Raw genomic sequence first — 21601 nt, 5'->3', positions numbered from 1 at the left:
TAGTTCTGGCAACCACACGCACAGGCCCGCGAGGAAATCGGGCGGATAGACGCCCGCGGACTACGCCCCCACGGCACCCAGCACCATCGAGACGTACACACATATGTGCCACCGGACCGCATGGTGACCGCTGTGCCACTGCGACCGTACGACCGACCCGATCACCATAACCGACCCCCAGCCGCAGACTGGGTGACCAAGGACCGAAGGGGAAGAGTCGTCGCAGGACGGGGGACCTCGCATACCCACCGACCAAAACACCGAAGTGGGCGACGCGCCACCGTCGGTGAATCACGTCTCAGCCATCTCGGAGTCCGTGAGCGCGCAGCGACGTGGCCAGGGCCGCCGGAATGTCATACGAGACGTACTCGAGGAACGAGTCGTACCCCTCCGGTCCGTGTTCGCGGCCGATCCCGGACTGCTTGACTCCTCCGAACGGGGCGGAGGGGGCAAGATAGAACTCGTTGATGGCCACGGATCCGCTGTGGATCCGCCGGGCCACATCCAATGCCCGCTGCTCATCCGTACTGTAGACCGCGCCGTGCAGGCCGTAGGGGGAGTCGTTCGCAATCGCAACTGCCTCGTCAAGCGAGTCGTAGCCGATCACGGTAACGATTGGTCCGAAGATCTCTTCCTGCGCGATCCGCGCCGTGGGCTGTACATCAGCGAAGACCGCGGGGGGAACGAACCACCCGCGCTCGCTGGTGGGGGCGGGGGCGCCCCCCGTGGCCAGGCAGGCACCCTCGTCGATCCCGGTCTGCAGATAGTCCAGCACCCTGTCGCGTTGGGTTCGGTTGACCAGCGGGCCCATCGTCGTCGCGGCGTCACGGGGGTCTCCGACGACCTGGCGCTGGGCGTGCTCGACGAGCGCATCGACGAGCTCAGACCGGCGGGATCGGGACACGAGGACCCGTGAGAGCGAAACGCACATCTGGCCCGAGTTGCCCCAGTTCGCGCGAGACAGAATCGGGGCCGCGCGCCCTATGTCGGCGTCGTCGAGGACGATAGCGGCCGACTTGCCGCCGAGCTCGAGCTGCAGGCGCTTGAACGCGGGACTCGCGGCTGCGGCGATCCGAGAACCTGTTGCCGTACTGCCGGTGAAGGCGACCTTGGTGACGCCCGGGTGGCGGACCAGGGCTTCCCCTGTGGCGCCATCGCCCGGCACGACGTTGACGATGCCGGGCGGGAATCCCGCCTTCGTGCACAGCTCGGCGAATGCGAACGAAGTGAATGCGCCTTCTGGGGACGGTTTGAGTACCACGGCACACCCGGCCAGGACGGCGGGGACCACCTTTTTGACCTCGCTGCGGATCGGGGTGTTCCACGGCAGGATGCCGGCCACGACACCGACAGGCTGTCGGGTCACCAGCGTGGTCCGCCCGCCTGGATCGGCCCGCAGGAACTCCCAGGGTGAGCGGCGGGCGCTGTCGACGAACATGTCGATTAGCCCGGCGGCACCGCCGAGGTGACGGCCGGTGGTGACCGGCGTCCCGAGCGTGCGTGCGTGCAGTTCGGCGAGTTCCGCGGCTTCCTGGGCGAGCAGATCCCGCAAGCGCAGCACGAGGTCGCAGCGTTCCTCCACTTCCGTCCTCTGCCAACTCGCGGCCGCCATCGCACGCCGCGCGCTGGTGACGGCGCGGTCCACGTCCTCGGCCGTGCCGATGGCGTAGTTGCCGTAGGGTTCCTCGGTCGTGGGATTGACGACCGTGAACTGCGCGGTGCCGGCTGACGCCGTTGGCCTCCCGTCGAGGAAGACGCTATCGCGGGTGCTCTTCACGTTGTTGGCTCCGATCCGGTGCGGCTCAGTTGGGGAATTTGAGCGCGATCTCCTCCAATACCGGTTCGACCGCCGCCCAGAAGGCCTCCGGATTCTCGGCGGGGCCGAAGTGGCCGATCGCCTCGTTGATCTCGAAGTGGGAACCCGGCACAGCGTCGGCGAGTCTCTGCGAGAGGCCGCTCATGGCAAGTGGGTCGTACTCGCCGGTCAGGAGGTACACGCCCGTCAGCGCTGTGTCAATGGTCGCCGCCTGTTCGGCGGTAAGAACGTGGTCCCTCATGTAGTAGTGAATGTCACCGGCGAAGACGGGCGGTGAGCTCTGGCTATAAACCCATGCGGTCTCTCGGCGGTAGACCTCAGGGCTGTGAGGGGCCATGAAGCCGAGCATGCTGGAGGCCTTCCACTCGCTTGTGACTCGCGGGTGATACCAGCTCTGTTCCTTGTCTGGCTTGGCCAGGTTGGCCTCGGGCATCGCGAGGGCCCCGTTGAGGGCGATCACTGCGCGGTAGACCCCGGGCCGGTAGTAGGCAAGATCTGGTGCCAGCATCCCGCCGACCGAGCAGCCCATGAAGACCGGACGCTCCAGCGACAGAGTCGCGTTGAAGGTGTCGAAGAACTCCAGCAGGAAGTCCCGCGTGAGGAGGTATTGCTCCTTCCACCACTCCTTGGTCGTAGGGGGGAGCGACCTGCCGTGGTAGGGCAGATCGACGGCGATCAGCCGGTAGCGGTCCTGCAGGTCTTGGTTCTCCAGCAGGTGGCGATACTGGCGACTGTCCGCGCCGGCGGTGTGCAGGAGAACCAACGGAATCCCCTGGCCCGTGCTTTCGTAGTACACGCGGTATGTCGACCCCTGGACGTCGAGATAGACATACCGGCCCACGGCGTCGTCGTGCGTACCCGGCGGCGGTTGCGTCACGGTCGCGGACGGGCGGGGTCCGTGCAGTTGTTCGGTCATCAGTGCGGTGAGGCGTCGGATGGCCGCGTAATAGGGGCCGAAGTCCAGCATGTCCGCGGACACCGTGAACGACTTGGAATTGAAGAAGTCGTGCCAGCCAGCGGGAGGCACTGGCCGTAGGAACATCTCCCAATCCCTGGCAGCTGCCGCGATTTGGATGTCGTGCGCGCCCAGAACGCTCCCGGCGGAGGCGAGCTCAATGCGACCGTCGACGGCACGAAGGACGGTGGTGTCCGCGCCGATCGTGAACGCGAGTAGCCCGTTCCAGTAGCGTGCCGCGCGCGGGAACTCGGAGTCCTGGTTGGCGCTGGCGACCAAGCGGCGAAAATCAATGTTGAGCATGTGCCAGCTCGTCCTTTCGGCGTTGCCCGCGCTGCGGACGTCAGTATGTGTCTGGTGTGACCTTGGTCTGCATTCACCTCCTCGCGATGTCGCCGGTCAACGTTCATCCCATCCAGTGGATGAGAACCCGTCCGTTCGCCACCGAACCGACGATCACGCGATTTTTTCTCGAGCGGGTCGGCTCTCGATCAGTGGGATGTGTCGGGACTCACATCCGCGCTCTTCGTCACCATTCATCGCATCCCGCCGGCGCAGATGGCTGCCGGTCGCACCCGCGAAGGAGTTGACAGGGTGAGCTCAACCACAGTCGTCCGGTCGTACAGGCCACCGGGCCCAGTCGCCGGGGACGCGCCGTGAGCCTCTTTCTCAGCATGCTCTTGGCAGGCGTCCTCGTCGGCGCCATCTACGGTCTTGTTGCCGTCGGATACACGGTCGTGTTCAGCGCGACCGGTGTCTTCAATCTTGCTCAGGGCCACCTCGTGATGGTCGCGATCATGGGCACCTTCTATCTCACTCAGATCCAAGGCATGTCTCTGTGGGTTGCGTGGCCGGCGGTCATCGCGGGAGTTGTGGCGCTCTCCTTGGTCGAGGAACGTACCGTCGTAAGGCCCTTTCTCAGAAGGCCCGGAAGCTTCGGCTGGTTCATCTCGACCCTCGCGTTCAGCCTCGTCGTCGAGGCCATTGTTCTGGCGCTATACGGCGACCACCCACTCACTGCCATCCCCAGCCCCTTCTCTGCCAACGGTATCGATCTCGGCCCGGTCACCATCGTGCCCCGACGCATCGCAATCCTCGTCGCGCTGGTGGTTGTCGTCATCGCACTCGAACAGTTCTATCGGCGGGCCCGTTGGGGCAACGCGATGCGAGCGTCCGCCGACGACCGGGAGGCAGCGGCATTGCGTGGGATCAACCCAAATCGCATCAGTCAGCTCGCCTTTATCCTGGGAGGGTTGGTGGCGGCTATCACCGGCCTCTTGATCGGTCCGCTGACGTACTCCGACCCGACGGTCGGTCTCGCCTACACGCTGAAGGGTTTCATCGCCTTGGCGATCGGCGGCTTCGGAAGCTTCCGCGGGGCGATTGTCGGCGGATTGGCCGTGGGTGTCGCCGAGCAGGCGATCAACCTTTACGGTGACCCGGCTTACGAGCTTCTTGGCGGTCTTCTAGTGCTCCTCATTGTCTTGTCAGTGCGTCCCGAGGGCGTGTTCGGCACCAAGTCTTTGCGGATGGTGTGAGATGCAGCTACGCGAACGCCTCAACAGCGGCGTCATGGTCGGTGCTGGCCTGATCGCTCTCGCCCTTGCGCCGCTGTTGTTCGGCACATCGGTCCAGTCGATCTCCACATTGAGCTATGTGGTGTCCATCCTGCTCGTCGCGGTTGGGCTGAACATCGTCATGGGCTTCGCGGGACAGCTCTTCCTCGGCCCCGGGGCCATCTTCGCAATCAGCGGATACGCCTGCGCGATCGTGACGAACCAGGTGCCGTCGCTCGGCCTGGGAGAGATGTGCCTTATCGGTGTCGTGGCCGCACTGATCTCCTCGGTCATCGTCGCCGTGCCGGCGCTCCGTGTCGGCGGCTTCTACCTCGGCATGACCACGCTCTACCTTGCGCTAGTGGTGCCCGCGCTCGCCACGCACCTCGAGATCGCCGGCCAGGATTCCGGGATTTCGCTGCTAGCCAACCTCGACTGGGTCCGGCCGATCAACGGGTACAACCTCTACCTGTGTGGCGTCGGCCTCCTGCTACTGATGCTGCTCTTCTCATTCTTAGTACTGCACTCTCGGGTCGGGCGCCGTCTCATCGCGTTGAGGGACAGTGAGATCCTTGCCTCGGCGCTCGGCGTCCGGGGTTACACCACCAAGCTCTACGCCTACTTGCTGGCGGCCGTCCCCACCGGCGTCGCGGCGGCGTACTACGTGTACTCCCAGCAGTTCATTAGTCCCGGAAGCTTCGCGCCCATCCTGTCCATCTACATCCTCGCCGCGTGCGTCATCGGCGGGTTCGGGACCGTGGCAGGCCCAGTCACCGGGGGCGTCATCGTGTTTGGCTTCATGCAATACTCCGGCGGGCTCAACCAGTACCAGGGAATCGTGCTGGGCATTGTGTTGGTCAGTGTGTCCTTGCTGATACCCAACGGGCTACCGGAACTGGCTGTCCGGGCGCGCGCGGCATTCCAGCGTCGCCGCGGGACGTCGGTAGTGGCGGCGCACGGGGCCGTGGCTGCCATCGAGTCTGGAGCCATCGCGCGCATCATGGGGAGGCCGAAGGGCGACGCCACGCTGACCGTCGCTGGGATGAGCAAGTCCTTCGGTGCCGTGAAGGCGGTGCGTGACGTCTCCTTGACTGCGCTCCCAGGGCAGATCCACGCGTTGATCGGCGCGAACGGCTCGGGCAAGACCACCCTTCTCAACTTGATCTCAGGGATGTACGCCCCAACCGCAGGTACGGCAACTCTCGGGGGCGCCGTGGTTTCGGGACACGGAGCCGTCCGTCCCGTCCGCCATGGCATCGCCCGTACATTCCAAACTCCCAAGCTCAGTCTGGGCCGAACTGTGCGCGACAACCTGGTCGTTGCGATCGAGCAGGTCGACAAGTGCCGCGACATCTCCTCACTGCTCCGTCTGCCCGGAGGACGTCGTAACTATCGGCGAGCCTTCGAGCGGGCCGACGCGGCTCTCGAGGCCTGCGGAATCGGCGGCTATCGACACCATCTTGCCGGCGAGGTGCCGCATGGAGTGCAACGGCTCATCGAAGTCGCACGCGCACTTGCAGTTTCGCCGCAGATGGTGCTCCTCGACGAGCCTGCTGCGGGCCTGAGCGCGTCTGAAATGGCGGTGCTGAAAGACATCATCGTCGGGATCGCGGACGCCGGAGCCGGTGTCGTGATCATCGAACACAACCTCAACGTCGTGTTCGATGTAGCGCACCAGGTGACCGTTCTGCATCAAGGCGAGGTCATCGCGTCCGGCACGTCAGCGCACGTTCGTTCCGCAGCCGCAGTCTCCGACGCCTACCTGGGAGCCGGTGTATCAGCCGCTGCGGGGGAGGCCGAGCTAGGACCGACTGGTCGAGGTGGTGCAGAGCCGGGCGACCCCGTTCTTCAGGTACGAGACCTCACCGCTGGCTACGGGAAGCTTCCGGTTGTCACGGGGATCGACCTGGACGTCCGACCGGGAGAGATTCTCGCGGTACTGGGTCGCAACGGTGTCGGCAAGACCACGACGCTACACGCGATCGGCGGCATGCGGCACGGCATGAACGGGGGCTCGGTGCGCCTTGCAGGACAGGAGGTTGGTCAGCAGCGTCCGGACCGGATTGCAGCTGCGGGACTCGCGCTCGTGCCGGAGGGCCGACGCATTGCGTTGACCTTGACGGTCGAAGACAATCTGCGGCTCGGAGCGTTCGTGCACGGCCGCCAGTCCCAGGCTGAGACCCAACGACGGCTCGAATCGGTCTACGACCTGTTTCCTGCGTTGCGCGAGAAGCGAAACGAGCCCGCGTCGCGGTTGAGCGGCGGGCAGCAGCAGATGGTGGCCGTCGGCCAGGCGCTGATGGCGGAGCCGTCGGTGTTGTTGCTTGACGAGCCAATGGCAGGTCTCGCACCGAAGCTCTGCGACGAGATCTACGCCGTCCTGCACCTACTCAAGGAGCGGTCGATGGCGATCATCGTCGTCGACCAGTCGGTGGACCGCAGCCTGCACAATGCCGACCGGTACGTCGTCATCGAGGACGGGAAGGAGGTTGCCGCCGGCGATTGCCGGGGGGCCGATAGCCGCGACCGGATCAGTCGCATTTTGCTCGGGTCGGCCGAGCAAACAGTCTCTGTTTGACGCGCGCTGCTGTGCAGCGTTCATAGCCAAGGAGCACCACGTTGAAGTCAAAGAACATCTCGATGATGAAGAGTGCAGGAATCCTCACGGTCGCGGCGAGCATGTCGCTCTCGGGCTGTGCTGCAATGAACGGCGAGGCCGACAGTGCGTCCTCCCATGGGATTCCGGACGGACCCATCGTTCTCGCCGGCACCGCACCCCTCAGTGGGGCGATGGGTGCCTACGGAAAGCCGCAGGCGGCCGCCTACGAGGCCGCGGTTGCCTATGTGAACGAGAACATGGACGGCATCGCCGGTCACGAGATCGAACTCCGGATCGAGAACGATCAGTCCGACCCCGCTGCCGGTGTGGCGATTGCCCAAGGCTTCGTCGAGGACGAGGTCAACGCCATTGTGTTTCCCAGCTACTCGCCGATGCAGGACCAGGTCATGCCGGTCTACCAGCGGGCGAACATGATCGTCACCACCGCGAGCCCGCCGAACGGCGAGTTCGCTGACATCGAGAAATACGACCGGTTCTTTTCACACTTCCCGGACTTCGACCACCTCTACACGAGTACACCGGAGTTCGTTGGCAACAGCGGTGTAACGAAGATTGGCATCCTCGTCGATGCCCTGCCGACCACCGAGGGACTGGTGGACCGGTTGACCGCCGATTTCGAAGAGAACGGTGTCGAGGTGGTGTCGGTGCAAGAGGTGCCTTACGCCTCGATGGAGTTCACCACGGCGCTGCAGGAGATCGAGGCCGACGGCGCCGAGGCTCTGTTCGCACTGGTTAGCGTCGGCATGGCGCAGGTGTATGACACGCTGCGCGGTATCAATTGGACGCCGGAGTTGATCACGACGACGCACTCCACGCCGTGGAGCGACGGATTCGACTCCATCGGTGAGTTCGGGGAAATTACCTACACAGACTGCCTCTACGGCGTCACACCCGGCGAGACGCTTAGCCCCAAGCTCCAGGATATCCTCGACTACGCTGTGGAGAAGATCGGCTCCAACTATCCAGGCCAGTTGACCGGGGTACTGACTGCCCTCAACTCGATCCTCACCTACAAGTACGCGGTCGAGGAGGCAAACAGCGTCGATCCCGACCAAGTGGCAGAGGAGATCGAGGGATTCTCCGACCGGGAGTATCTGACGCCCGAAAATGTCATGAACTTCTCCTCGGAGGAACACGTCGGTTTCCAGGAAACCGAAACATGCAGCGTGCTGCCCCTGGGCAAGCAGATGGTCGCCTACAGCGCCACGTCGACCGAGGACCGCGAACCGATCGAGTGAGTGGCGTCCAAACGCCAGGGCGTCTTTGATCGCAGCAGCGGGCGGGCTAGGGCTCTCCCGTTGCCGCGGTCGTTGAAGTGAATCACTTCTACCAGTCGACGATTTCGCTCTAACTGCTGAGCTAAGGAAGGGACCGGGCATCGTGACCAACGATTTCGAGGGCAAGGTTGCCCTGATCACCGGCGCAGGCGCGGGGATCGGTCGTGCAGTGGTGCTTCGCCTAGCCGAAGCGCGCGCGACGATCGTCGGCGTCGATCGCGACGCAGTCGCGCTGGCGGAAACCGCGGGCATGATCGGCGGCAGGATGACACAGTCGATCGTTGATCTGACCGACCCCGTGGCATGCGCGTCGGTGGTCGCTGATGCGGTCGAGGCCCACGGTCGGCTCGATATCCTGGGAAATATCGCTGGCATGGCCTGTGCCGAACTGCTGGCAGACGTCACTATCGATCAGTACCGACGGATGATGGCTGTCAACGCCGACGCGCCGTTCTTTCTCACCCAAGCGGCCATGCCGCACTTGGTGCGGTCCAACGGAAGCGTTATCTCCCTCGCTTCGACAGCAGGGGTGATCGGTCAGGCGTTCACTTCGACCTACTGCATGTCAAAGGCAGCGGTGATTCAGATGACGAAGGCGCTAGCCATGGAGTTCCTGAAGACCGGAGTCCGAATTAACGCGATAGCTCCCGGCGGCATCAACACCCCGTTGATCCAGAACTTCACGGTTCCAGACGGAGTTGACATGGATCTGATGGGTCGCTACGCCGGGGTGCGCGGCGTCGGCGAGCCCGAGGATGTTGCAGCGCTCTTCGCCTTTCTGGTCTCCGACGAAGGTAAGGGCTTCCATGGGGCGGTGCTCAATCTTGACCATGGAGTGACCGCCGGCTGAGTGCCGCCGCGCATGGCGACCGACCGACTTGAGTTCGGTCGGGCCTTCAGTTTCGGTCAGGTGGTCTGCAAGTCGCATGTTCACTGGCATCCTCCTTGCTTCGTTTCTCCGCGCCAACAGGTCGGCCTGAATCTCGTCGAGGGCCGATCCTTCGGTGGTGTGGACGCGGTGTACGGCACGTTTCCTACTCCATAGGTGGCAGGGCAGTGTGGAAAGGCCAGGAGACGTGCAAGGTCATGTCGCCCGCCTCAGTGGTCTTCGGCGGCCAGGCCGTTGCCGCCGCGATAGTCGATCGCCCCGCAACCACGCCGAAGTCCTCACGATTCAGGGCGCCAGCTACCGGCTACGCAACCGCGGCATCGACACACTCCCGAGCGTTGACGGCGGGCAAGAGCAGCGAGGGCACTATGGCGGACCAGCGCCGGTGATGAGTTTGCCCGGGACTCCTTGCAGTCGTGGGCGGACGCGATCCACAGGGAACTCCCAAACGCTGCTTCGTCAGGCTCGCGCCGCGCCAGTCTGCCTCAGGTGATCGAAAGCGAACAGACGTTGGTGGTCCATTCCCGGAACGTGCAGCGCCGTCGTGGGCGGCTCTGCGAGTCCTGCCGGCGCGATCAATTCGCTTCCGGTGAGCAGGATGAACCCGGACCACCGGCACGACCGAGCCTAGATTGTCGGAAGATCTGCGGCGCTGAGGCCGGTCCGGCAGCTGCTCATGGGGGCAGCAGCCGAGGTCGTCGCCTGTCGTGGAGCGCCGTAGCGCCGGCCTGCTACGCCGTCCCGAGGAGGAGTGCGTTCGATGAGTGAGTTCGCCGTGGTGACGTACGAGCGAGTGGAATCGGTCGCGGTCATCAGGTTCAACCGAACGGCATACGCCAATGCGCAGAACTCCCCGATGACCCACGTGCTCGACGACGCGATCGCCCGCGCCGTCAATGACGGTGAGGTCGGGTCGGGTCGACCGCCCCCGGGGGCGAGGGCAGAAACGTCTGGGGGGCTCAGGACATCGGCACGCCGCAACGCGATGTCGACCGGACATTCGAGAGACGAGCGGTTCTGTGCAAGGTGCATGCGTCTCCGCTCTTCCCGACATGCTCACGCCAGGCAGTTCCTCACTGTCCGCGTGCCCTCCGAGCATGGTGGCACCGTTGCCCGCAGTTACTCCTTTAGCAGCGCGCCAGGAGTCGATTCCGCGCCGCGGATCACCGTCAAACGCATCGCTGGTGGGTATGCGTCGAACTGGCTCTGCGACAACCTCGTCCCAGGCGCGCGACTGCAGTCGCTGGCACCCGGCGGGACGTTCACTCCGTCCGATCTGAACGCCTCTCTGCTCCTCGTCGCGGCAGGCAGCGGCATTACGCCGGTGATGTCGATACTGAAGGCATCGCTCGCCGAAGGAAGCGCAAAACGTGGCGCTCATCTATGCCAGTCGAGATGAGAACTCGGTCATCTTCGCCGAGGAGTTGAGGCGCTTGGAGGTTGAGTACCACCCTCGGCTGACAGTTGTTCACTGGCTGGAGTCGCTCCAAGGGATCCCCAGCGATGCTCTGTCCGGGCACCTCGCTCGCTACGCGCGCCGCGAGGCGTTCGTCTGTGGGCCGGCGCCCTTCATGGAACTGACCGAACGCGTTCTGGTCCAGTGCGGGACTCCCACCGAGCTGATCCGAACCGAGCGCTTCGTATCTATCGCGGGCGATCCGTTCGACACGTCCAATCCGAGCGGGCCCAGCGCAAGGGTTCACGCAACAATCGACGGCACGACGCACGAGGTCAGCTGGCCCGCCAGCCGCCCACTCCTCGATGCGCTCCTCGCCGCCGGCGTCGATGCGCCGTACTCATGCCGCGAAGGATCCTGTAGTGCGTGCGTGTGCCTCTTAGTGGAAGGAGAGGTGTCGATGGTCTCGAACGAGATCCTCGACGTCGAGGATCTAGCCGCGGGCATGATTCTTGGCTGCCAAGCGCGGCCGGTCACCGAAGAGGTGCGCGTGACGTATGACGGGTAGACCATCCTTCTTGTTGGCGCGGCGCCACAGCCACACATTGGCTCGAACGCGATTCGGCGGAGGTGCGGGAGGCTAAAGCGATCACGAACCGCCAAGTTGTTTCGCTAACGAGAAAATTCTACTACGACTACGTCGAAAGTGCGAATGTGATGAACTTGCTCAATGCGGCCACGGTTCGGACGATGTTGTCCAACGACGAAGCATTTAGAATCAGCCTAAAGTTCCTCACCGGATCAGTGGGCTTGAAAATTGACGATGCGAAGTACATGCTCACCGTCAGAGATGGCGAGTTTCTTGACTTTGCGGCCACGGAAGATGTTGATGGGGCTGAAGTTGTCTTCTCGGGAGACGCCCGATCTTGGCAAGATGTGCTTAGTGCCAATCGGCCACCGGGATGCCAAGGGATTCTATACAACGATGGACGGAGCGGGGTTTCCTACGCCGCTGACCCTGTGGCACTTGGAGTTTTTTCGCGTGCCATTCTTGAAATGGAGCGCGTCCTAAGAAACGCCTGCAGCGGCGTGCAAAGATCGGACCTCCTGCCAGAGGTCGAACGGGACTTTGAGGTGATCGTCGGGCGGTACGTTTACCTCCGAGTTCAAGGCGTGCAGTACCGCGTCTACTACGAGGAAGCTGGGAGCGGGTCGGTCCCGATGCTGTTCCAGCACACTGCGGGTGCGGACGGCCGCCAGGCACGCCATTTCTTGGAGGATTCTGATCTGCAGAAGCGATTCAGGATGATCAGCTATGACTTGCCATTCCATGGCAACTCCCTTCCCCCTGCCTCGCATCGGTGGTGGGAAGAGGAGTTCAGGTTGACCAAGGAATTTCTCTTCGACTTCTTGCTCAGTCTGTCCGCAAAACTCGAACTGGATCGCCCGGTTTTCATGGGGAGCGCGATTGGGGGTCTCCTCGCCCTGCACTTGGCCTACGAACTGCCGGACGATTTCAGGGCGGTCATCGCCCTAAATTCTGGCCCTAAGCCCGAGTTCGAAAAGGAGCAGCGCGAGATGCTCAGGATGTACTCCGACCCTCGCATCGGGAGCCAGTGGACGTCCACTCTGATGGTCGCGAATATGGCTTCGACGACTCCCGAAGTATATCGCAGAGAATTGGGATGGATTTATAGCCAGGCGGGTCAGGATGCTACTGAGGGAGCTCTTCACTATTACGCCGAGGGTTACGACCTTACTCCTGACCAGTTGAGTTCGATCGATACGTCAAAGGTACGGGTCTACCTGTTTACCGGGGAAGACGACTTCATGGCCACTGAACGCGGCACTGACCGGATCGCGTCGCTGATACCGGGCGCTCGGTATCAGCGCTTGCGGCGACTCGGGCACTTTGGTTGCGCGGAGAATCCCGATGCTCTTAAGCAAGATCTCTGGACGGCGTTCGAGGAACTTTCCGTCGACTCCTGACCTTACGGCCTGGCGGCGGTTTCGGCATGAACGGGCCCTTCGCGTCTTGGCGCGGAAGTGGAATTGGGGCAGCCGGTATCGGGGTAGTGCGCGTCTGGCACACGTAGAGCGTGACTTCGAGTTCGGCTCCGCGCTTGTGCTGGGCGGCAGCGTGCGGTTGGCGGAGTGATTCGCCCGCCGCCGACGCCCTCAGTGGGCGGCTATGAGGCGCTCCTGAGCGGACAAGAACGGTACGGAGATCGTCCGCTTGGCCACCGGATCCAACGCCGCAACCCGGCCGACCAGCTCGCTACGGCGATCGAGGTTAGCCGTTCTTCCAGCGGTTGCCAGTGGTGCGACTCACCCCGACCTCGCGGCGCGCGCCATCGCGGTACGACCCGCGACCAGAGCGCTTGGACTTCCGTGGCGTGCTGCAGCACAGTTCGTCGATCTCGTGTCGCTTGCCAGCGTGATGGGACCACCCCATTGCCACGAGCATGGGACCACCTGGAGGTGTGAGCGAGCATCACCGGACCTCGCCTTCGGAGTCAACGGCGGCACGCCGGTGGGTGTGTCGTTGGCGGTAGGAGGGGCCCTCGATGATGAGGGTGTGGGCGGCTGAGGTGAGCCGGTCGACGGCGGACTGGGCGAGCATCGCGTCGCTCATCATGGTCAGCCATTCCGCTGGCTCCCGGTTCGAGGTCACGATCGTGCTGGCTCGTCGGTGCCGCTCTACGACGAGCTCGTAGAAGTCGTTGGTCTCGGTCGCGTCAACCGGGCGGAGTGAAAAGTCGTCGACGATCAACACGTCCACGCGCGGGCGAGCTTGCGGATCTCGGCCTCGAGGGTGTTGTCCAGGCGGGCGGCGCGGAAACCGGGTGAGCAGCTTGGCGGCGCGGGCAGCATGCACGGTCAGGCGGCGGCGGATCGCGATGTGGCCGAGCGCCGTGGCGAGATGGGTCTTCCCGATCCCGACCGGGCCGAGGATGAGCACGCCGTTGCCGGCTTCGGTGAACCGCAGGCCGGTCAGGTCCGCCAACAGTGCGCGGTCGTAGGTCAGGGTCTGGGTCATCTGTCCGAGTTTGAGCGCTTTGAGCGTCTTGGTCAGGTCGGCGCCGACCGGATCCCGCGGCCCGGCAGCGGTCGTGGTGGCGGTGGAGGTTATCGGTGTTCTCCTGTCGCGTCGGTGGCGTGCACGGTGGTGTCGGCTGCGCCGCCGGGGATGAGGGTGAGCTGGACGCTGCCGGGGCGGGTGTACTCGCTGGGGTCGCGGGCGAACCGGCCGCCGGGCGAGCCGGCCGCGGCGGGCAGCACCGGGCATTCGCGTTCGGTGGCCTTGGCCAGCATCGCGGCGATCTTTGACACCGACACCACGTCGAGATCGAGTGAGCGTTCGCAGGCCGCGTCGACCGGGTCGGGGCCGTAGCGGCGGACCGGGCCGAGCAGCCGGTAGACGCTGCGCATCCGGGTCCACGGCAGCGGGTCGTCGAGCAGCCGCTCGGCGTAGATCCCGACGTTCTCGCCGTGCCCGGCGCAGGTGGCGATCAGCCGGGTCAGGTCGCGCAGCGCGTACCCGGCCTTGTGCCCGGGCAGGTCCTCACGGTCGGTGGACCGGCCACCGGCCGGCTGCCGCGGGTGGGTCTTCACCAGGCGCCCGCCGCCGGGTCCGCTCGTGTACAGCTTGACCAGCTCGCTGTCGGCGCGGGCGTCCAGGTGCCGGCCCAGATAGGGCTCGGGACCGATTACAGCGCTTGGCGACCTCGAGGTGGTATTCGCGGTGCACCTTGACCCACGTGAAGACCGGCTGGTCATAGGGCTCGGGCACCGGCAGCAGGCAGCCGGCTTCGAGCTCGGCGAAGGCCTCGGCCGGCCGCCGCTGGGTGATGCCGTGGGTCCGCATCCCGGCCCGCTCGGCGCACCATGCCTCGGCCCGCGCCTGCGCCTCCTCGAGGCTGGTGAAGGTCTCGCCCGCCCAGAAGTTGCCGCGCACGTACTGCACCACCCGCTCCACCCGCGGCTTGTCCTGAGGTTTGCGGACCGCGCGGGGTCGGTGCCGAACCCGACATGCTGGGCGTAGTCCAGCCACCCCTGTGACAGCGTCGGGTTGACCGCGTCAGCGTCGGTGACCATCGGCTTCAGGTTGTCCGGGATCAGCACCTTGAACGCGCCGCCGAAGAAGCCCCAGGCGGCCTCGCAGCCCGCGTTCACCGCAGTCAGGGTCTGGGAGTAGGTCAACCACACGAACATGTGCCCGCGACACCACGGCGGTGAAGATCAGCCCATGCACCCGCCTGCGCTTTCCCGACTCGGGGTCGGTCAGCAGCCCGAGCTGGCCGAAGTCGACCTGGCACTCCGCCCCCGGCTCGCCGTCGGCCACCCCGCACCGTCGTGGACTTGGTCCGGAACCCGCACCGCTCGGTCGCGAACCGGTGCAGCGTCCGGTACGGCACCCGGACTCCCCGCCGGGCCAGCAGCTCCTCGATCTTCACGATGGTCAGCGGCTCCTGCCCTTCACCGCTCCCGGTGACCCAGGCACAGATCTGCTCCTCGTGGGCCAGCAGCAGCGTCCAGGACGCGCCGTGCCCGTTCGGCCGAGCGGGACGCACTGCCTCGACCACGACGCCGACCAGCTCGTCGGTCGCCGCCGCGACTCCTGCGTCCCGGGACAGGCCAGCTGCCTGTGCCGCCTCGACATACCGGCGCGCGGTTTTTCGGTCCACCCCCGCCCGCTCGGCCACCTTCCGCAGCCCGTGGCCCTCCAGCCACGCCCGCAGCACCTCGCGTACCTCAACCACGCTGACCTCCCTGAATCCCATCCCCGACGACCCTCCGCGTCCACGGTCATGACGCGGGGAGTCAACAAGGCCAACCAGGACCCACCGACAAGGCGCGCCGGGTGGTCCCACGACTGGCAACCCAGGTGGGTCCCCTGAAGCTGGCAGAAAACCGCTCAGACCGGTCCCATGCTCATGGCAGGCGACAATCTCGAACTCGGGTTGCGGATTTGAGTACCCACATGGCTATTTCTACTCATCTGCTGCCCACTCCGAGACCGGATTCTGAGGAGAGTGGCTCCACCAGGCGAAGGGCAAGACCGTGACGACTGAAACTCAGACACTAGATGCAAAAGCTCACGTCGAGACGACGGCTCCTGGTTCACGGACGAGCACAGCGACCACCACACCACTCAGAATCCCGTGGCTCGAAGCCGTGCGCGGTTTCAATCATGAGTCTGGCGCTGGTGAGGGCCAGACGTCACCCCCGAACAGCGGTTTCAGTGGCTCTCCCGGGTCCCGTGCCACGGTGCCCCCGTCGTCCATGATCGAGCGGGTCACACTGATCCTGGACCTATTCCGGGGCCCTGCCGAGCAACTCACGCTGGAGGAGGTGTCCAACCGGACGAACCTGCCCCGGTCCTCGGCGCATCGCATCCTGGAGCAGTTGTCGAACGTGCAATGGGTGAGCCGGTCGCCAGCGGGCTATCGCTTGGGGCCGCGCGCCCGGGGTCTCGGCCGCTTGGCCGGCGGGGACAGTGCATTACGATCGGCCGCCGCGCCGGTGCTGTACCATCTTGCGATGGTCACGGGGATGGTGGCCCACCTTGCCATACTGGACGGCGATGCGGTCGTCTACCTTGACAAGGTAGGTGGCCGGCAGATGGCGGACGTGCCGTCGCGAGTCGGCGGCCGTTCGGCCGCGCATTCCACCACTCCGGGTAGGGCAATGCTGGCCTGGTTGCCTGCTGAGGAGGTCGATGATCGGCTCCTCGGCTTAGGCACATCCACCAGCGACAGGATTCCCGACTTGTCGGTGCTCCACCGGGACCTGGAACGGATCCGTGCGCGGAATGGGCTGACGTTCGGGCGGGGCGAAACCTCGCCGCACATTGGGTGTGTAGCCGTGGGTGTCCGCGGACCTGACGGGCCGGTCGGCGCCGTTTCCCTAGTAGGCGACTCGCGGGCGCCACTTGAGCGTGTGGCGCCGCTGGTGATCAGGGCCGCGCGGAAGGTGGCGCACGACCTGGAACTTCCCGAGGACGTGCACGGGGGCCAGTTGGCTCTCGAGCCGGTCCATTCCGCGACGCCCGCTCGTGCGTCCGCCTAATCTGACGCCTTAGTCCGCGCGCTGAGCTGTGACCCAGGCGGCTACCTGGACGCGAGACGTGAAGCCCAGCTTGGTGAGGATGTGATCGACGTGGTTTTCGGCGGTGCGCGGGGAAATGACCAGAGCCTCGGCAATCTCCTTATTGCTTCGTCCCTCAGCGACGAGTTCGGCCACCTCCTGTTCACGGCGGGTCAGCACCGTCTGGGAGTCCTTGGCCGCCGTAGCCACGGCTTCCCGCCGTTCCCCTAGGGCGTCGGCGATGGCGTCGGCGGACCCTGTATTTCCATGCCGGACGTGATCGTCGAAGGCCGAGGGGCCAAGGGCGTCCCGAATCTGCTGCTCGCAGGCATGGTGGTAGTCGATTATGTGCGGGTGAGCGGCGACAGATGTGCCGGCGTCGGCAAGTAGCGTTTCAGCCGCGCCAAGGAGTGTCGCCGCCGTGCGGTGGCGCCGTTGGCTCGCAGCGACCCAGGCCAGTACCTCGAGAGCCCATGCGGTGCCATACGGCTCTCGGAGCCCGTGGCCGCGGGTGAACCGGAGGAAGCCTTCGGCGCACCGGCCGGCTTCCTGGGCGTCGCCCAGGGTCCAGGCGATGAGGCTGAGTATCCACAACGCCTGCTGGAAGGCGGGCCCGCGACCGGTGATTGCGAGCATGTCTGTGCGACAGGCATCTGCGAGTTCCCGATCGCCGATCTCCGCGGCCGCAACCCCGAGAGAGAGCAGCACAGCCAGCAATTGGTCAAGATCTGGCTCTTCGCTGCCCCACAACGCGTCACGTGCCTGGGTTAGTGCTTCGACTGCGGCCTGCGGATCCCGTCGGAACACATGCAACGCTCCTCGGGTGGTGTCCGCACGTATTACCGTCGCGGCGTCATTCAGCCCGCGGCCGAGCTGGTCACCTTCTTCGAGCAGCCGGATCGCGGTGTCGGCGTCGCCCTGGCCAAGAGAAAGCTCGGCGCTGAGCAGGAGCGCTCTGGCGCGCAGTGCGGTCGGCGCGTGGGCTTTGGTCAGGGCCAGCTCCAGCCAACGCCGGCCTTCACCGAACCCGCCCTGGCCCCACCACGAGAGCCATGGGAGCGTTGTCACGAGCCGAAGGGCCTCTTCAGGCTGATCGAGCTCACCAAGGCAGAAGTTCACCGCTGCGCGCAGGTTGGGTTGCGCTCGCCGAAGGCTGTTCAGACCGTCACCCCGGGGGTCGCTGAGCCACTCCGCGCGAACGCGTGCCACCAACTGCTGGTACCAGTCGAGGTGTCGCCGACGCAACTGGTCCTGTTCTCCAGATGCAACGAGCTTCTGCAGGCCATAGTCGCGGATCGTTTCCAGCATCCGGTAGCGGGCGATCTCGCCGTGCCCGTCGCGCCAGAGCACCGATTTGTCGATCAGCGCGGCGAGCACCTTGACAAGATCGCCTCTAGGTAACTCCGCGTCAGTGCAGACACCCTCGATCGCGTCGAGTTCGCAGCCGCCGACAAACACGGCCAATCGCCTCCACAGCAAGCGCTCCGGCTCTGTGCAGAGTTCGTAGGACCAATCGACGCAGGCGCGCAGGGTCTGCTGGCGATCCGGCCCGGCACGGTTTCCCAAATCCAGCAGGGCGAAGCGGTCCGCAAGTCGGTCGAGGATCTGCTGGGGGCCCAACGTCCTGAACCAGGCGGCCGCCAGTTCGATGGCGAGCGGCACACCGTCGAGGCGGCGGCAGATTTCGGCAACCGCGCGAGGGTTGTCCTCCGCCAGGCTGAAACTTGGGTCAGCAGCACTCACCCGGGCTACGAACAATGCGACCGACTCGTACAGTATCAGGTCAGGAGCCTCGTGATGCCGGTCAACGTCCGGCGTCGGCAGCGGCGGCACCGCCAACGCCGACTCCCCATTGATACCCAGGGCCTCGCGGCTGGTTGCCAGAATATGTAACCGAGGGCATGCGTGCAGCAGTGCGCTGGCGACCACGGCGCACGCGGAGATGAGATGCTCGCAGTTGTCGAGGACGATCAATTTGTGGTGAGTGGCCAAGTGATCCGCCAGCAACTGCAGCGGCGCTCGCCTCGACTGCTCCCGCAGACCCATCTCGTCGGCGATGAGCTGGGCCAGCATTTCAGGGTAGTCCACGCCCTGCCTGAGCAGATCCGGATCGGGAACTGCTGTCAGGTCGACGAACCAGACCCCGTCTTCGAAGGCTCTGCGCACGTCTGCCGCCACCCGTCGCGCCAGTCGTGTCTTGCCCACCCCGCCTACACCGATCAGCGTGACCAGCCGAGATTCGGACAACAGCCGCTTGACCTCACGGCGCTCCCGACGCCGCCCCACGAAACTCGTGACGTCCGCCGGCAGCCTCCCGGCACTCAGCGCAGCAGGGGCGCCCACGGTCCTTGGCGACTCCAGCGGTTCTAGCGACACGGCTTGATCCACCGACCCGGCCGAACGATTGATGCGCATCGCCGGTGCCGGAGCGACCCGATCGCTGATCTATCGATCGAGTGGTCTGCGGAGCCGCTCATCTCGGGTCTCGATCGCTAGGCAAGGCGTGATTAACGCCTCAACACTACACCGGTTGGGCGTTGCCGGAGCTCCTTCGTGGTTGACACAACGACGTCGTGCGAGCCGACCCTATCGTCATCACCGGGGAGCCGCAGGGGGTGCCGTGCACGAAGCCAGGCGTCGACCAGGCACCGTCGCCTGGGACCTGTGAGACGCCGGTCAGCACGCCCCGCGCGACGCTGTTGGGACCGGTCGCTCACCCAGCTACATGATTGGCTGCCAATTGAGCCCGGGCTGCGGCTGTGCGACGACCGATCGACGACGGGTAAACTCCCGCTTCAATCACGTGGTCGAAATGCGAGTGCCCTCCGGACGAGCGGTGCCCCGTCGTCGTGTGCCGCTTCGAAGCTCGGCGACCACGGGGGCCGGATATATGGGCTGTGGTCAGGCAGACGGCGCAGCCCTCATGGACTGTGTCGTCGCACACGATCACAATCGCCACAACACGCTAGCCTTCCCCGCGCCAGAAAAGTGGTTGACGGCCCCGGATGCGCGTCCGGGGCGGCGGGATACGGCTGGTCCTGCTGACCGAAACGACTAGTGCGCCCGAGCGGAAGGTACGCCTACCGTCTGGGCGAAGTTGGACCAGGAGGTCAGGATGAGTGCTCGGGACGGTGGACGTCCGCGCAACGCGAAACCGATGTCCAGTGGGACCATCGGCTCCTGGGCTGACGGGGCGGACGTCATTGTCATCGGCTTCGGCGTGGCCGGCGCAAGCGCGGCCGTTGAGGCGGCCGTGCACGGCGCCGACGTTCTGATGCTAGAGCGGACATCTGGCTGGGGCGGCGCGGCAGCGCTCGCAGGCGGATTCATCTACATGGGTGGAGGCACGCCCCTGCAGAAGGCCTGCGGCTTCGAGGACACCCCCGAGGACATGCACGCCTTTCTCACTGCGGCGATGGGGGCGGGAGCCGACGCGGCCAAGCTGGCCATCTTCGCTGAGCGCAGCGTTGAGCACTTCGACTGGCTGACCTCATGCGGTGTCCCCTTTCGAGCCGCCTTCTACGACAGACCCGGCTGGGAACCCTCCGGGGACGAGGGTCTGATGTACTCCGGAGGGGAGAACGCCTACCCGTTTGCCGAGCTCGTTCGCCCCGCGCCGCGCGGTCATGTGCCGCAAATGAGGAACAAGCGCACCGGTGAGCGCGGTGGCGGCTACATGCTGATGGAGCCGCTCGCCGAAACCGTTGCGTCGCTCGGGGTCAGAATCGATTACGACACCAGGTTCGAACGCCTGGTGGCTGAGTCCGACGGGCGCGTTTCTGGCGTCGTCGTGACCTCGTATGGCGAGGAACTGGTCGTTCGTGCCAGGCGTTCGGTCGTACTCGCGGGTGGTGGCTTCACGTTCAACCCAGACATGGTTGCCCGGCACGTGCCTGTACTCACTACACGAGCCGGGTCGGCGACTGACGCCCACGACGGGCAGTGCATCCGCGCCGCCCAGGCATTAGGTGCCGACGTCACGCACATGCATGCCTGCGAGGCGGCGGTGCACACGGATCCCGCGCTGATGATCCGAGGCATCGTTGTGGACGGTAGGGGCACGCGGGTGATCAACGAGGACACCTATCCAGGCCGTATCGGCCAGGAGTTAGTGAGCCATCATTCCAGCCAGGCATTCATCGTCGCCGACGAGCAGGCTGTCGACGAGGCGGCCGCCGACCGCAACCCTTCATCGGCGTTTGCTCCACCCCAGCCCGCGTGGGTGTCCGACGACGTGGCTGAATTGGAAGAGGCCGCCGGCATCCCGGCTGGCGCACTCGCGGCGACTCTCGAGCTATACAACCGCCACGCCGAGAGGGGCGCAGACCCAGTACACCACAAGGCCACCCAATGGGTGCGCCCGCTACGTGCGCCATACGGGCTGTTCGACCTCAGGGGCGCGACTTCGGGATTCCCACTGGGCGGCCTGCGGACGGACATAGACGGCGCAGTGCTCGACGTTAACAACGAGGCCATTCCCGGTTTGCGGGCTGCGGGCAGGACCACCTCGGGCATTGCCGCCGGCGGCTACGCCAGTGGGTGTTCGCTTGCCGAGGGGAGCTTCTTCGGACGCCGGGCGGGAAGGGCCGCGGCGCACGACCCCCCGCTCGGGGCCTCACGAAGCTCGCTGGGGTAGCGATGAGTCGTTCGCGAACCGAGGTCGAGTTCCTATCTCCGTAAACGGACCTCAGCCAGCAGGAGTTCGGCGAGAGGGTTCGGTACAGCATGGGCGCTGGTGCCGGAGCGCCGATGTCACCGATCGGGTCCGGCCATCTGAGGCCCGGCCCCGCGCGACTTTTAGGAATTGCAGAAGCGCTGGGCGTTTCGATGGAAGAGAGCGCGCGATCCGACAGCCCCCGAAGGGTTACTTCGGGTCTGCCGCTCAAGCAGCGACTCGCGGTGCTCCGGGACGCGATCGACCAGCGCACCAAGGCGTTCGACTCTATGCACGACCATGCGCGGACCAGTTCTACCTGCAGGTCAATACTCACCCTGCTTCGAG

At 65.2% G+C, this 21601-nt stretch carries 16 protein-coding genes; 9 read left to right on the top strand and 7 right to left on the bottom strand.

Translation table 11 applies throughout. The annotated features are described in order from the left end of the window. Positions 1–298: 298 nt before the first annotated feature. Together D0Z08_RS28530 and D0Z08_RS28525 are read right to left on the bottom strand one after the other, a co-directional pair. A complete protein-coding gene (locus D0Z08_RS28530) occupies positions 299–1777 on the bottom strand; it encodes an aldehyde dehydrogenase family protein (RefSeq protein WP_182481549.1) in 1479 nt (492 codons plus the stop codon). A gap of 25 nt (positions 1778–1802) precedes the next feature. Then, positions 1803–3074, bottom strand: a complete 1272-nt coding sequence (locus tag D0Z08_RS28525; RefSeq protein ID WP_220454424.1) for an alpha/beta fold hydrolase — start codon at positions 3072–3074, stop codon at positions 1803–1805. Positions 3075–3427: 353 nt separating this feature from the next. Between D0Z08_RS28525 and D0Z08_RS28520 the strand changes: the two genes are divergently transcribed. The 7 genes from D0Z08_RS28520 (at position 3428) to D0Z08_RS28485 (ending at position 12498) form a co-directional block, all read left to right on the top strand. Further along, positions 3428–4309, top strand: a complete 882-nt coding sequence (locus tag D0Z08_RS28520) for a branched-chain amino acid ABC transporter permease (RefSeq protein ID WP_118928680.1) — start codon at positions 3428–3430, stop codon at positions 4307–4309. A gap of 1 nt (position 4310) precedes the next feature. Then, positions 4311–6905 (top strand): branched-chain amino acid ABC transporter ATP-binding protein/permease, encoded by a 2595-nt coding sequence (locus D0Z08_RS28515; RefSeq protein WP_118928679.1) that lies wholly within the window; start codon positions 4311–4313, stop codon positions 6903–6905. Positions 6906–6946: 41 nt separating this feature from the next. Beyond that, positions 6947–8185 carry an ABC transporter substrate-binding protein gene (locus D0Z08_RS28510; protein ID WP_147381567.1) on the top strand — a complete coding sequence of 413 codons (1239 nt, stop codon included), beginning with the start codon at positions 6947–6949 and terminating at the stop codon, positions 8183–8185. 142 nt (positions 8186–8327) lie between these two features. Next, on the top strand, positions 8328–9074 hold the full coding sequence (locus D0Z08_RS28505) for an SDR family NAD(P)-dependent oxidoreductase (protein WP_118928677.1): 747 nt from the start codon (positions 8328–8330) through the stop codon (positions 9072–9074). Between the two features lie 799 nt (positions 9075–9873). Continuing rightward, a complete protein-coding gene (locus D0Z08_RS28495; RefSeq protein ID WP_118928676.1) occupies positions 9874–10512 on the top strand; it encodes a ferredoxin reductase domain-containing protein in 639 nt (212 codons plus the stop codon). Continuing rightward, positions 10484–11077, top strand: a complete 594-nt coding sequence (locus D0Z08_RS28490; RefSeq protein ID WP_118928675.1) for a flavin reductase family protein — start codon at positions 10484–10486, stop codon at positions 11075–11077. The genes D0Z08_RS28495 and D0Z08_RS28490 overlap by 29 nt, the downstream gene beginning before the upstream one ends. A 182-nt stretch (positions 11078–11259) precedes the next feature. Further along, positions 11260–12498 carry an alpha/beta fold hydrolase gene (locus tag D0Z08_RS28485; protein WP_182481548.1) on the top strand — a complete coding sequence of 413 codons (1239 nt, stop codon included), beginning with the start codon at positions 11260–11262 and terminating at the stop codon, positions 12496–12498. Positions 12499–13003: 505 nt separating this feature from the next. Here D0Z08_RS28485 and D0Z08_RS28480 read toward each other — a convergent pair. From D0Z08_RS28480 to D0Z08_RS32780, 4 genes are all read right to left on the bottom strand, one after another. Then, positions 13004–13549 carry an ATP-binding protein gene (locus D0Z08_RS28480; RefSeq protein WP_118928673.1) on the bottom strand — a complete coding sequence of 182 codons (546 nt, stop codon included), beginning with the start codon at positions 13547–13549 and terminating at the stop codon, positions 13004–13006. Between the two features lie 89 nt (positions 13550–13638). Next, complete coding sequence (locus tag D0Z08_RS32790; protein WP_220454423.1) at positions 13639–14124, bottom strand: hypothetical protein; 486 nt, start codon at positions 14122–14124, stop codon at positions 13639–13641. Further along, on the bottom strand, positions 14075–14476 hold the full coding sequence (locus D0Z08_RS32785) for a hypothetical protein (RefSeq protein WP_220454422.1): 402 nt from the start codon (positions 14474–14476) through the stop codon (positions 14075–14077). The genes D0Z08_RS32790 and D0Z08_RS32785 overlap by 50 nt, the downstream gene beginning before the upstream one ends. A gap of 232 nt (positions 14477–14708) precedes the next feature. Then, positions 14709–15272, bottom strand: coding sequence for a hypothetical protein (locus D0Z08_RS32780; protein ID WP_220454421.1), 564 nt, complete (start codon positions 15270–15272; stop codon positions 14709–14711). A 523-nt stretch (positions 15273–15795) separates the two neighbouring features. Here D0Z08_RS32780 and D0Z08_RS28470 point away from each other — a divergent pair. Continuing rightward, positions 15796–16581, top strand: a complete 786-nt coding sequence (locus D0Z08_RS28470) for an IclR family transcriptional regulator (RefSeq protein WP_118928672.1) — start codon at positions 15796–15798, stop codon at positions 16579–16581. 9 nt (positions 16582–16590) lie between these two features. Here the strand turns inward: D0Z08_RS28470 and D0Z08_RS28465 are convergent, their stop codons facing one another. Continuing rightward, positions 16591–19014 (bottom strand): ATP-binding protein, encoded by a 2424-nt coding sequence (locus tag D0Z08_RS28465; protein WP_118928671.1) that lies wholly within the window; start codon positions 19012–19014, stop codon positions 16591–16593. Between the two features lie 700 nt (positions 19015–19714). Here D0Z08_RS28465 and D0Z08_RS28460 point away from each other — a divergent pair. Next, positions 19715–21235 (top strand): FAD-dependent oxidoreductase, encoded by a 1521-nt coding sequence (locus D0Z08_RS28460; protein WP_118928670.1) that lies wholly within the window; start codon positions 19715–19717, stop codon positions 21233–21235. Positions 21236–21601: the final 366 nt, after the last annotated feature.

Source organism: Nocardioides immobilis, assembly GCF_003515065.1.
Classification (GTDB): Bacteria; Actinomycetota; Actinomycetes; order Propionibacteriales; family Nocardioidaceae; genus Nocardioides; species Nocardioides immobilis.
Note: the sequence above shows the minus strand (reverse complement) of the source record. Positions and strands in the feature narration are given on the sequence as shown.